Origin of the sequence: Parasutterella secunda (genome assembly GCF_023336895.1) — a bacterium.
GTDB classification, from domain to species: domain Bacteria; phylum Pseudomonadota; class Gammaproteobacteria; order Burkholderiales; family Burkholderiaceae_F; genus Aphodousia; species Aphodousia faecalis.
The window spans coordinates 544,021-556,354 of record NZ_JAMBLT010000001.1; the positions used below are offsets into that span (position 1 = coordinate 544,021).

General features: G+C 45.6%; 13 protein-coding genes and 1 tRNA gene. 2 read left to right on the plus strand and 12 right to left on the minus strand.

The genetic code is table 11. The annotated features are described in order from the left end of the window. Positions 1–66: 66 nt before the first annotated feature. From M3080_RS02655 to M3080_RS02670, 4 genes are all read right to left on the minus strand, one after another. Positions 67–1,872: an aryl-sulfate sulfotransferase gene (locus tag M3080_RS02655; protein WP_249091755.1), complete on the minus strand. Its 1,806-nt coding sequence runs from the start codon at positions 1,870–1,872 to the stop codon at positions 67–69. 119 nt (positions 1,873–1,991) lie between these two features. After that, complete coding sequence (locus M3080_RS02660) at positions 1,992–2,954, minus strand: LysR family transcriptional regulator (protein ID WP_249091756.1); 963 nt, start codon at positions 2,952–2,954, stop codon at positions 1,992–1,994. 188 nt (positions 2,955–3,142) lie between these two features. Continuing rightward, positions 3,143–5,029, minus strand: a complete 1,887-nt coding sequence (locus tag M3080_RS02665) for a heavy metal translocating P-type ATPase (RefSeq protein ID WP_249091757.1) — start codon at positions 5,027–5,029, stop codon at positions 3,143–3,145. Between the two features lie 94 nt (positions 5,030–5,123). Beyond that, positions 5,124–5,342 carry a cation transporter gene (locus M3080_RS02670; RefSeq protein WP_022472459.1) on the minus strand — a complete coding sequence of 73 codons (219 nt, stop codon included), beginning with the start codon at positions 5,340–5,342 and terminating at the stop codon, positions 5,124–5,126. Positions 5,343–5,453: 111 nt separating this feature from the next. Between M3080_RS02670 and M3080_RS02675 the strand changes: the two genes are divergently transcribed. After that, a complete protein-coding gene (locus M3080_RS02675) occupies positions 5,454–5,816 on the plus strand; it encodes an ArsR/SmtB family transcription factor (protein ID WP_249091758.1) in 363 nt (120 codons plus the stop codon). Positions 5,817–5,871: 55 nt separating this feature from the next. Here M3080_RS02675 and M3080_RS02680 read toward each other — a convergent pair whose 3' ends face one another. From M3080_RS02680 to rpe, 6 genes are all read right to left on the minus strand, one after another. Next, positions 5,872–6,261: a YgiW/YdeI family stress tolerance OB fold protein gene (locus tag M3080_RS02680; protein WP_022472457.1), complete on the minus strand. Its 390-nt coding sequence runs from the start codon at positions 6,259–6,261 to the stop codon at positions 5,872–5,874. Positions 6,262–6,427: 166 nt separating this feature from the next. After that, positions 6,428–6,503, minus strand: a tRNA-Phe gene (locus M3080_RS02685). Between the two features lie 144 nt (positions 6,504–6,647). Next, the gene (locus M3080_RS02690) at positions 6,648–7,376 is read right to left on the minus strand and encodes a uracil-DNA glycosylase (RefSeq protein WP_022472456.1); all 729 of its coding nucleotides are present in this window, start codon (positions 7,374–7,376) and stop codon (positions 6,648–6,650) included. A gap of 15 nt (positions 7,377–7,391) precedes the next feature. Continuing rightward, positions 7,392–7,796: a lysozyme inhibitor LprI family protein gene (locus M3080_RS02695; protein ID WP_022472455.1), complete on the minus strand. Its 405-nt coding sequence runs from the start codon at positions 7,794–7,796 to the stop codon at positions 7,392–7,394. Continuing rightward, positions 7,793–8,485, minus strand: coding sequence for an HAD-IA family hydrolase (locus M3080_RS02700; protein WP_249091759.1), 693 nt, complete (start codon positions 8,483–8,485; stop codon positions 7,793–7,795). Before M3080_RS02700 ends, M3080_RS02695 begins: the two co-directional genes overlap by 4 nt. Further along, the gene (gene rpe, locus M3080_RS02705) at positions 8,478–9,242 is read right to left on the minus strand and encodes a ribulose-phosphate 3-epimerase (protein ID WP_249091760.1); all 765 of its coding nucleotides are present in this window, start codon (positions 9,240–9,242) and stop codon (positions 8,478–8,480) included. Before rpe ends, M3080_RS02700 begins: the two co-directional genes overlap by 8 nt. Before the next feature lie 106 nt (positions 9,243–9,348). Here rpe and mltA point away from each other — a divergent pair, with 106 nt between their 5' ends. Then, the gene (gene mltA / locus M3080_RS02710; RefSeq protein ID WP_249091761.1) at positions 9,349–10,515 is read left to right on the plus strand and encodes a murein transglycosylase A; all 1,167 of its coding nucleotides are present in this window, start codon (positions 9,349–9,351) and stop codon (positions 10,513–10,515) included. 3 nt (positions 10,516–10,518) lie between these two features. Here mltA and M3080_RS02715 read toward each other — a convergent pair whose 3' ends face one another. Continuing rightward, positions 10,519–11,313: a sulfite exporter TauE/SafE family protein gene (locus M3080_RS02715; RefSeq protein WP_022472451.1), complete on the minus strand. Its 795-nt coding sequence runs from the start codon at positions 11,311–11,313 to the stop codon at positions 10,519–10,521. 160 nt (positions 11,314–11,473) lie between these two features. Continuing rightward, entirely contained in the window at positions 11,474–12,175 is a 702-nt protein-coding gene (locus M3080_RS02720) for a DsbC family protein (protein WP_249091762.1), read from the minus strand. Positions 12,176–12,334 lie beyond the last annotated feature (159 nt).

Below are 12,334 nucleotides of genomic sequence, written 5' to 3' on the forward strand. Positions count from 1 at the left end.
TCCTTTTGATTTAAATGTATTGCTAAGGGCGAAGACGCATGTCTTCGCCCCGGTTTTCATAAAGAATTACTTCGTGTTGAAAGCCTTTTCAACGCTGATCGGCATTGCTTGATAACCCATCGTGTCAAGCAATTGGATTTCAACAGAAGGTTCTTTGGCGCCCCACTTGAATTCTTCGATGAAGGGATTCGGTGCAACGGCGTTTGTGAACTTGGCGCCCATGCCGGCGGTGGCCGAGTACACGAAGACAGAGTCCTTATCCTTGTAGTACTTGGTCAAAGAAGTTACCGGGCTATACCATTCGTTGCCGCGTTCTTTGCCGTATTCCCAAATTTGTTGAACGGTCATCTTCTTTTGGTCGATCTTGAAGACGACTGCGCGGCTGTACTTCATGGACGGGATAGCGGGTTGTTCGAGGTGACGACCATCACCGTTATCGAAAGCGGTGATATAGATCACGTCCTTGTTGCTCTTTTCGTCAATGCGGAAAGCAGTGTGTTGCGTCCAGGTCCAGTCAAAGCCGCCTTCACATTGATTGTTTTCGCATTTGATCTTCTTGCCCTTGCTGTCCACCGGGGTCAAAACCTTACCCAACAAATCCTTATTCCAGCCTGTCGGGGTAGCGAGAATCCATTTCACTTTCTTGTCACGGCCGATCTTCACAATAGCCGATTGGTGACGAGAGGAAATAATGATGGAGTCATCGGTCGGGTCGTAGTCAACCGAGTTAACGTGAGCCCAGTTACGGCCAGGACCGGCACCGGTGATGTCACCGAATTGATCAGATTCGTCCATCTTGGCGAGGTCTTCAGCGCTTAACGTTTGACCGGACTTGGAAGCGTCAATGTTTAAGCACACAGCGCCTTGGTCCATCGTCTTTAAGACGACGTCACGCCACGGATCCAAGCTTTCCCACAACTTCCATTCGTCGAAAACTTGACCTTGTTCATCCAATTCCAAAATCACGTCACGAACAGTATGCACGCGCTTGCCGTCGGGACGGCGATAATCTGCCGAGGACACACGCAAGAAAGCGTGACCGTTTTGAGCGTTGTCAAAGGAGTGAGAGAAGTCAGCGTAGGCAGAAGGCAGACGGCGGTTGTAGATTTCACGGCCCAAGAGGTCATACTTGGCGTAGCGTTGGCCATAACCCCAGGTGATGTTGCCGTCTTGGTCTTGTTGAAAGCCCATCATTACGCCGGAGCGATACGGATCTTCAACGTCGTAGATCGGTTCGACGTGCATGTACCAGCGCACTTCACCCTTCGTGTCGATAATGGCGTTTTGCGGATAGAAGTTCCATTGCAAAGCACCGCCGTTCGGGTTATTCCAAACAATACGGGAGGCCTTGGCGTAGTTTTGCATCAAGTTGTTGACCAAATAAAGGCGATCGCCGAAGGCGGGATCAGCCTTATTTACTTTGGTCTTAAACATGGAAGATTTCAGAGAAGGAATGCCGTTGGTGGCTTGGAAAACAGCGGGAGCATACATCGTATAAGATTCGCTGAATTTTTCCTTCTTACCATTGTCGTTACGCGTGTACGTTACTTCCACCGTGTTGACGTAGTCTGGATAGAGACCGAAGACCGGAATACCGCCGTGGGTGAGTAATTGGCGCTTGGAGACGTTGTATTTGATTTCTTGACCATCTTTTTTCGGAACAATACGGACGGTAGCGTCTTCAAGTGTGTAGCCGCCGTTACGGATGACAGCCGTCAGCGGAGCGATGTCATAGGGATTCATGACAACTTCGCCGATGTTGCCTTGGGCAATGAAACCCACTTTGGGGCCTGACATGGCCTCAGAAGCCTGAGCGGAGATTGCGGCTGTTGCTAAAGAAACAGCGAGTGCGATGGAAGTAAGTTTTTTCATGTTGTCCTCATAAGGTGGAGATCTTTTGATCAAGACTCAGTTTATGAGGACAAGGAAAATCAACCTAGAGGGATTTTTCAGCAAAAAAATAAAAATCTCGTGTAGGTAAGTTTCAATTTTTAAAAGTTGTCTTGACGGGCCTCGCGCGCTCCTTCTTCGGTTTGTGCGTACGCTTTAAACTGAGCTCTTATCCATTGCATGGCAGGATCGTGGTGCGTGCGTTCATGCCAGAAAAGGCATGGAACAATTGCTCCGGATTTGGCCAGTGGACTGGGAATGGTTGTGAGATAAGGATTTCTTTCTGCAATTTTTTCTGCAGTTTCCTTTGGCAACGACAATGTCAGGTCTGTGTTTTCCAAGAAGTACTGGGCACCGATAAAGTACGGGACAACGATGCGGGTTCTCTGAACGTTGTCGGTCATGAAATAGCGATCGTAATTGCTTAAATAAATATCATTATTTTGCGTGGCCGCATAGCTGTCATTAACCAGGATTCGCTCATAGTGTTTTAAATCTTCAGGATTTACGGTGCCTTTTTGGCGGTAAATCTCTACCAAGGGATGCGTTTTTCTGACGAGAATAACTTGGTCAAATGCATGCAAAGGCATGAAATGACTGCCACGGGGAACAAGACTTTTGGGATTTATCAAAAAATCGATATAGCCTTTTTGTAAGTCCTCGAAGCTGTTGTGAGAGCTGTGCAGAAAAGCGATGGAACAAAGTGGCGCTTGATCGGTAATGGCTTTGACAACATTCGGCAATAAAAACGGCATGGCATTGTCCGGTATGGCAATGCGGATGACTCGCTTTAACTGCGATGGTTCAAAAGTTTTTCTTTGAGTGAGTTCAAGCAGTTGCCGATGAAGCTGGATAATTTCTCCGACATTGGCGATGGTGAAATCTGTAGGTAAAAGTCCTTTGTGAGAGCGAACGAAGCAGGGGTCGCCAAAAAGCTCACGCAAACGTGCCATCCGACGAGAAGCGGTGGGCATTGTTAAATTCAAATCTCGGGCAGCTTGAGTAATGCTGCGAGTTTCCCAAAGCGCTAGGAAAAATTCAAGATCGTCGTGAGAAATATCCATGAATATGACTTCCTAAATGACCTGCAAATATCCTGACAGTAATATATCAAAAAATGAAAATTTCATTTCCTCAAGTTGAAATTTGTTTAATAAGTGAATAATAAAAGCGATCTTTAGGATAACCGAAATGAGGGTAAGGCGCGGTGAAAAAAGAGGCGACTTTTGTCGCCTCAGAAGGAGATCAAGGATTAGAGGTTTTTGACAAACAAAGCTCGTATAGCGTTCAAAATAGCCAAAATCATCACGCCGACGTCAGCGAAAATGGCCATCCACATGTTGGCGATGCCAAAGGCACCGAGAATCAAGCAGGCAACTTTAATGCCGATGGCAAACCAAATATTTTCTTTGACGATCGCCAAACACTTACGCGAGATCTTGATGCCTTTGGCAATCTTTAAGGGATCATCGTCCATCAGTACAACATCGGCTGCTTCAATTGCAGCATCAGATCCCATGGCACCCATGGCAATACCAATATCGGCGCGGGACAGTACCGGTGCGTCATTAATGCCATCGCCAACAAAGGCGAGCTTGCCTCGGGATTTGTTCTGCTCCAAAAGCTCTTCAACAATTCGAACTTTATCGGCGGGCATAAGCTCACTTCGAACTTCATCAATTCCCAATTCTTTGGCAACGTGCTCGGCCACTTTACGACTGTCGCCTGAAAGCATGACGGTTTTTTGAATACCGGCTTTTTTCACTGCACGGATGGTTTCTTTAGCATGAGCCTTGATTCGGTCAGAAATGACGATGTGACCGTGATATTCACCATTGATTGCAATGTGAACGATAGTACCGACACTGTGGCAGGCAATCGCTTCAACATTGAGGCTTTTCATCAGTTTTTCGTTACCGGCGGCGACTTCCATGTCGTCGATTTTGGCGACAACACCTTGTCCGCTTATTTCGTGAATGTCTTTAACCCGATCACGGTTTAGGGGCAAGCCATAGGCTTTTTGTAAGCTTTTACTGATTGGGTGCGAAGACGCACTTTCTGCTAAGGCAGCCAATTCGAGAAGCTTTTTTTCTTCCAATTTGTTGTGGTGAATCGCCACCACTTCAAAAACGCCTTCTGTCAAGGTACCGGTTTTATCAAACACCAGCACTTTGGTTTCTGAGAGGTTTTCAAGGAAGTTTGAGCCTTTGACCAAAATACCTTGGTTGCTCGCTCCGCCAATGCCTGCAAAGAAACTTAATGGAATGCTGATAACTAAAGCGCAGGGGCAGCTGATCACGAGAAAAACCAATGAGCGGTAAATCCAATCATCCCATTGAGCATCCAATCCCATACCCAGCAGGCGAACCAGTGGCGGAATAACGGCTAAAGCCAAGGCGCTGAAAAAGACGATCGGTGTATAGACGCGAGCAAACCGAGTGATAAATGCCTCAGAACGGGATTTCCGTGAGCTCGCATTTTCCACCAATTCCAGAATTTGTGAGACCGTGGAGTCCCCAAAAAGTTTAGTTGTGCGGATTTTTAGTAAACCGGATAGGTTGATGCAACCGCTGGTGATTTCGTCGTCAACTGAGACGCTTCTAGGCAAGCTCTCGCCAGTGAGTGCGCTGGTGTTAAGACTAGATTCACCTTCAATAACAACACCGTCAATGGGCACTTTTTCACCGGGCTGCACCACGATGATGTCACCAATTTGGACCTCGTCGGGATCGACTTTTATCAATTGACCATCTTTTTCGATATTGGCGTAGTCCGGTCGAATGTCCATCAACTCACTGATATTTTTGCGACTTTTCCCCACCGCGTAGCCTTGGAACCATTCGCCGATTTGATAAAAAAGCATGACGGCGACGGCCTCGGTGTAATCACCGGTATTGTCGTACAAGGCAATCGCAATGGCGCCTAAAGTGGCTACCGTCATTAGGAGGTTTTCATCAAAAATTCGCCCGTTAGTAAATCCTTTGGCGGCTTTGAGCAAAATGTCGTAACCGACAATAAAGTACGGAATAAGGAATAGTGCCAGTCGGAGGTAACCGGTAACAGGCGAGAGCGCGAGTGCGATTAAGAGTACTGAGGCGATGATGATCCGAATAAGCATCTTTTTTTGTTTAGCCTTCATTCTCTTTGATATCCTGTTCAGTTAAACATTTGTTTAATCATTGTTGATTTAAAAAGCACCATTTCTGTGTAAAACGGTGCTTCTTGACTACTTCCTAGAGGTCAATTTCACAGTCAGGTTCAACTTTCTTGCATTCTTTAAGAACTGTCTTCATTACAGCCTTGATATCAGCGCCTTCAGTAAACTCGATGATCATTTTTTGGGTCATGAAATTGACAACAACCTTAGCAACGCCTTCAACTTTAGAGGCGGCTTGTTCCATCAATTGAGCACAGTTAGCGCAGTCAACTTCGATTTCATAGGTCTTTTTCATGGCAGAATCCTCAAATTAAATTTTTAATCAATTAAGTAATCACTTAATTGTTAAAAGGAAATATAATCCTGAAAGTTAGCATTGTCAAGATTAAATAATCGTTTAATTAATATGAGTCAAGAAGTTTCTTTACCGCATCATCACGGACAGCACGAGAAGGCGTTCAGTTCATTGCCTCAAACCGATAACTTTGAGCAGGTGGCTGGGGTATTCAAACAGTTAAGCGATCCGGTCCGGTGTCGCATTTTTTTGCTGTTATGCCATTCTGAGGAATGCGTCATCAATATTGCTGCTTTTATGAATATGAGTAGTCCGGCAGTTGCTCACCATTTGAGATTATTGAAATACAGCGGTTTGGTGCAAAGCAGAAGGGGTGGAAAGGAAGTGTTTTATCGTGCATCGGACTCTGATTTGGCTCAGGAGCTGCATCATATTATTGAGAAGGTGATGAATCTGTCCTGCTGTAACGACTAAAAAACAAAAACTCCCGATTCAGTTGCCTGTTTCGGGAGTTTGTGGTTCTAGGCATTTATTTTTCAAGATTTCTTGCATTGATGCACTCAAGTTCGATCCCCTTGAAGTCCTTGTCAACTTCAGCAACAATCTCAACTAAAGCGTCTTTTCGAATAAATGACCAGTTACGATCATCATCAAGTTCCACCACAATGGTCTGACCTTTTGTATCCGTGAACTCAAATTTGTCTTTTGTAAGTTGCTTCGTAAAACGGCCTTTGATTGTCACGAGCTGATCATCATAAGCATTTTTCTTCAAAGTGGCGATGTCGTTCATCGGGTTTAAAGAAAATCCCTGTGGTTGGCTATGATTGTTCGGGGAATTGCCGAATCCAACGGGCCCCGCAGCCATGCAAACCGGGACAACCAATGTCATTAAAGCGGAAGCTAAAAGGGCCTTTTTCATACTGCTCTCCTTGAATCAATTTGTTCATGAGACGTATGGTAAAGAGGAAAGATTAGGAAAGAGTTAGCGTAGCCTTAGCTCGTCCTAAGTTTTGAAAATAAAAAACAGATGTGGCGAATAGGCTATAAAAAATCCCGAGTAGTGAGCACTACACGGGACGATTTACTGGTGGCTGGGGACGGGATCGAACCGCCCACACGCGGATTTTCAATCCGCTGCTCTACCAACTGAGCTACCCAGCCGCCGTAAGAGTCTCGCATTTTATAGGAAAAAAAATAGCTTTGCAAATGCTTTTTTCTTAAATGAACGTTGCAAACAATCATAATGCTTGTAACGTATTGTTTTTTCGAAAAACATAAAAATTTTTGCTACTTGATAAAAAGAAGCTAAAAAGAAAGGGAAAGTTGCTCAGATTCAGAGTTGCAGAACCGTGACCAGACAATGGGCTTTTGCTGATGAGCGCAAAGCCAATCATTGGCTTTAGAGAAATGTCCGCACCCGATGAAAGGAACGGGAGGTCTAAGTGCGGATAATGGTGACGGGTGGTTAGCCGTTAATACCAGATGATTTCCATTGCAAGACTTAATTAGTTTTTCTTTGGATTGAGCGTAATTTCCCCAAAGCATAAAAACCTTAGGAGCGCAGTCCGAGGCGGCAGCGGCTAAAAGGCTGTCGGTAAGAACCTCCCAGCCTTTCTTGGCGTGACTGGCCGGTTTCCCGTCTTCGACGGTAAGCACTGCGTTTAATAACAAAACGCCCTGACTAGCCCAACCAAAAAGCTCACCGGTGTCTGGTGCAGCTATTCCGAGATCTCTGGTTAGTTCTTTATGAATATTTTTCAGGCTTGGGGGAATTTTGCAGTTCGCTGCCACGTGAAAAGCCAGGCCTTGAGCTTGTCCTGGACCGTGATAGGGATCTTGTCCCACGATGACAACCCGAGTTTGCATCAAAGACGTCAATTCCAGGGCTTTAAACGGAGTGCTCGGATAAATGACTGCGCCGTCGTTTAAACGCTTTTGCAAATAGGCAACGAGTGATTGCCCCGTTGTACTAGAAAAAAAGGACGACAGCAAAGGCTGCCAGTCCTTTTTGACTTCAGAAGTGTCCAATAACATTGTGATGCTTGATGACTATTGAGCACTCAGATGGGACTCAATAGCGCCCATGCGAATATGCAAGAGATTAATTTGACAGGCCAAGTTAGCTGCGCCGGCACCGGAGCCGCCACCCATCATTTTTTCTTCAAAGCGGCACTGTTCAGCAACATAACGGTCAAAAGCTGTATTGGCTTTTTCCAAAGCCGGCAAGGTTTCATTTCGGCCCGTTACACGATCAAGTTCACCGGCCTGTTGAGTGAGCTTTTCAAGTGTTTCGCGGTATTCATCGCGGGACTGTTGCAATTCTTTTTTTAAGCATTCGCGAACGGCCAAGGTCGTTGTGGCTGATTTGTAGCACTGTTCGATGGTGTCTTGGGCATTAGAGACACATGGAACCATCAAAGCAAGCAGAGAGCTGAGCAAGAGAATTTTTTTCACTTTGTTCTCCGTTCATTTATAAGATATTCTGACAACTCTGTCATGGTGTTAAAGACAAGATCGTCCGGGGCGTTCTCTTTTGCCCATTGGTCGATAACAACGCCTTCGTTATACCCTGTTTTCAATAAATATGCACGTATGCCGGCATTGCGTGCCGCCAACGAATCATTCATTGAGTCACCGATCATAACACAGTCACGAATAGAAACTCCCATGCGGTGAGCAGCCTCTATTAACATTTCTGGATTGGGCTTGACGCTGTCAACGTCGCCGGCACCCAAAATGGTTTCAAAGTAAGGCATCAGATTAAATTGAGAGGCTAGACGTCTGGCGATAGCGGCCGGTTTATTTGTGACAATGGCCATTTTAAAACCGGCTTTTTGGAGAGCTTTTAGGCTTTGTGGAACACCGGGCAGTTGTTTTGTTCTCGTCCCTTCGGCTAACTTCATCTCCGAGAGGTAGCGGGGAAGAGTCTCAAGCACTGTATTTTCATCAGGCTTTTTGCCGCATGATTTTTCTAACGCCCTCTGCACCAACACCTTTGCTCCCTTGCCGATAAACAAAGTGACGTCATCACGCGTGATTGTTTCCAAATCAAGCGAAGTCAGGGTGTTATTAATGGCAACTGTCAGATCATCAACTGAATCCAATAAAGTGCCATCTAAGTCAAATAACAATGTGTTAGCCACGATCTCTATTCATCTCCTCGAGTTCTTTACGGCGCAACATTTCCATGTCGTGATCGATGGCTTGTCGCATTTCATCGATGACCTGTTTGTAACCGATGGGACTCTTTTTGCCGAAAATGGCGCTGCCGGCTACAAAAGTATCAGCACCAGCCGCGGCTAATGCTCCGATATTTTCGACTTTCACACCACCGTCAACTTCCAGACAAATTTCGTGTCCGGTGGCTCGAGTGTGTCTGTCAATAATGCTGTGAGCGGTTGCCACTTTATTGAGTACGGCTGGAATAAAGGATTGTCCACCAAACCCGGGGTTAACGCTCATCAGTAAAACCAAATCGACTTTATCGAGAACGTATTCAAGGTAGTTTAGTGAAGTGGAAGGGTTAAACACCAAACCCGCTTTGCAGCCACAATCGTGAATCAGAGAGAGTGTGCGATCGATGTGTCTCGTTGCTTCGCAGTGAAACGTAATGTAGTTGGCGCCGGCTTTGGCAAACATAGGAATAATGCTGTCAACGGGTTCAACCATCAAATGTACGTCGATCGGCACTTGCACGTGGGGACGAATGGCTTCACAGACCATAGGGCCAATTGTGAGATTGGGAACATAATGGTTATCCATTACATCAAAGTGAATCCAATCAGCACCGGCTTGAACGACATCTCTGACCTCTTCGCCGAGTCTTGCAAAATCAGCGGAAAGAATAGAGGGTGCGATACGACACTTGGACGAAGGTTTGGGGCGGCTGAAAATTGACATGGGGTCTTTCCCAACAAGAAAAATAAAGATGCACCAATTGTAACCGAGAGCCAAAGATCAAGGCGCTATTTTGTACAATGCTCGAATACTATTTCAGAGAAGAACCATGCGATTGAGTCGAATTTGCCTTTTCACCGCCATTGCAAGTTTGTTGGCGGCGTGTACAACTACACCTCCTGAAAAACCGACGAAACCAGGAGAGGTTAAGTTATCTCTAAAACCCGTTGATTATGCCCAGTTGCCGGCGATGCCTGAGGAAAATTGGCAACCGGCGTTGGCAGCTTTTAAAGAGTCGTGTGAAAAAATGGCGAGCCGTCCCGGTTGGGAGGATGTCTGCGCAAAAGCCAAATCTTTGCCATTAACACAAGCGAAAACATTCTTCGCTGCTTATTTCACGCCGTATCAGGCTATCGCAGAAACTGTTGATCAAAACGGTGCGGTCAGTGTCAGTGATAGCGGGAAAATGACTGGTTATTACGAGCCTATTCTTTATGGAAGCCGTAAGAAAAAAGCCCCATACATTTATCCATTGCACACAATGCCGTCAGACCTAATTACAGTGGACTTGGCTGAAATTTATCCTCAATTAAAAGGATTGCGTTTGAGGGGGCAGATAGAAGGCAATCGCCTGGTTCCGTACGATTCACGGGCTCAACTTGCCAAACGGAATTTAGATAAATACGCGATTGCATGGGTAGAGGACCCGGTGGCGGCATTCTTTCTTCAGGTGCAAGGTTCTGGACGTATCGTTCTACCGGATGGATCCTACATGCGCGTCGGTTACGGTGATGTAAACGGGCATCCATACCGTGGAATCGGCAATTATTTGGTTCGCCAGGGATACCTAAAGAGCCACGAACTATCGATGCAATGCATCCAAGCTTGGGCAAAGAAAAATCCCAAAAAAGTTCAGGCCGTTTTGAATCAAAATCCAAGTTACGTTTTCTTTATTGAACGAAAGGATCAGGATCCCAATGAAGGGCCGATTGGCGCGCAGGGCGTTCCTCTGACGGAAAAAGGCTCTGTTGCCGTTGACAGGCGCTATTACCAATTGGGTTGGCCTATTGTTGTGGATGTCGAACAAAGCAACCCCGATATGAAATTCACGCGAGCCGTGGTTGCTCAAGATACAGGAGGGGCCATCAAAGGCCCGATTCGCTTTGACTTTTATTGGGGAAGCGGAGATGAGGCGGCATTGGCTGCCGGCAGACAAAACAGCCAAGTGAAAGCTTGGGTGTTATTGCCCAATGGAGTGACGCCTCAAGCCAACTAGTGCTTAGAAAAGCCCGCGATAAATAAATTGGCCGCCCAAAATAAACATCACACAGGAAAGTAAAACGATGATGATGCGAGGGCGGCTTCTCTTTGATAAGAGAGCGCCGATTTGTGCGCCAACCATAGCACCGCACCCGACCGCAATGGCCGGAATCCAAACGATGTGATTGAGAGCGGCGTGACTAATGACGCCCACACAGGAGCTAACCATCAAAATGAATGTCGAAGTGGCAACGGCAATGTGAGCAGGGAAACCCAAAATAAAGACCATCATCGGCACATGAATAACACCGCCGCCGATGCCGAGAATGGAAGACAGAAATCCGACAATAAAAGAAAGGGCCACGCCTAATAAAACATTAAAGTGTGCAGTTTCGACCGAGAAGTTAACAGAAGAAACATTGGCTTTCTTTGATTTGGATTTGCTGTACATGAGAATAGCCAAAATGCACAGCGCGGAACCGAAAATAAGCGAGAAACTGTTGCCGGTGAAGTAGTCCGTAATGTAGCTTCCCATAAAGGCGCCCGGAACAGTTGCTAAAGCAAACGGAACGGCCGCTCGGAACATTACTTTGTGTTGCCTGATGTAGGCCCATGTACCGGAAAGGGCATTAAGCAGAACGCCAAACAAACTCGTTCCGATGACTTGCTGAACGTTTTCGAATGTAGAGCCGTTAGGAGCCATCATTGTCAACATAAAAAGCGGCACCATAATCATGCCGCCTCCGATACCGACTAATGCGCCAAATGCGCCAACGCCGATGCCTACAACAAAAAGTTCGACAAATTCAATCATGGGAGTAACTCAAGAGAAGAATTCAGCTAATCGTTAAATATAGAAAGGCAAAACTTAATTGAACACCCTCAGTATATTACGCTTGGAATGATGAAGTACGTGTGAAATAGGTTCTTACACTTAGAAAAAGGCGACTGTTTTTATCAGTCGCCAGTCAAAATTACTTCACTTCTTTGAAGCGTTTTTCAATTTCCTCAAGGCTAACAGCGCCCTCTAAGCGGTAACCATCATCAAAGTACATAGTAGGCAACCCTTCTAGTCCGAAACGGTTAAATAGGATCATGTTCTTGTTACCCGTATCGGTTTTACAGTTTTTGGGAAGTTCCGGCGGCTCTTTTTGCTCAAGCATCCAATCATTCCAGGCTTTTTCAGGATTAGTGGCGCAATGAATTCTGTCAACCATGGCGGCTGAATTCATCAAAGGCGTGACAAAGGTATAAATGGTGACGTTATCCAGATCCTTCAGTGTGTGTTCTAAGCGCTGACAGAAACTGCAATAGGGATCTGCGAAAATGTATAAATTACGTTCGCCCTTGCCATGAACAGTTTTGATTGCTTGATCAAGAGGCAAACCTTTTATATCGATCTTTGATAAATCATCTAAACGAGCTTGGGTTAGGTCTTTTTGATTGGCGATGTCGTAAATATGACCGGCAAATAAAAACTTTACATCCTTATCTACATATAAAAGATTGCGATCAGCGACAACTTCATAAAGACCCATGGGCAGGCGTTTTGCACTGGTTGCTTCAATATTCATTTTTTGCTTAACCAACACCTTGACTCTGTCTGTATCAGAAGGGGCTGCAAAAGCGATGGAAGCTGCCGCCAAAAGGGGAGCGATTAAAAAAGCTTTTCTCATGTCTTTCTCATTATTAAATTGAATGTTTGAAATGATAGAGAAGGGACCGATAAATGAGAAAAAACTTTGTAAAGAAAAATTTTTAAAAGATTTCTTGACATCCGTAAAAAGACAATGCATAATACGCATCCTTGTCGCCGCGAGGTGGCAGTCAAGTGA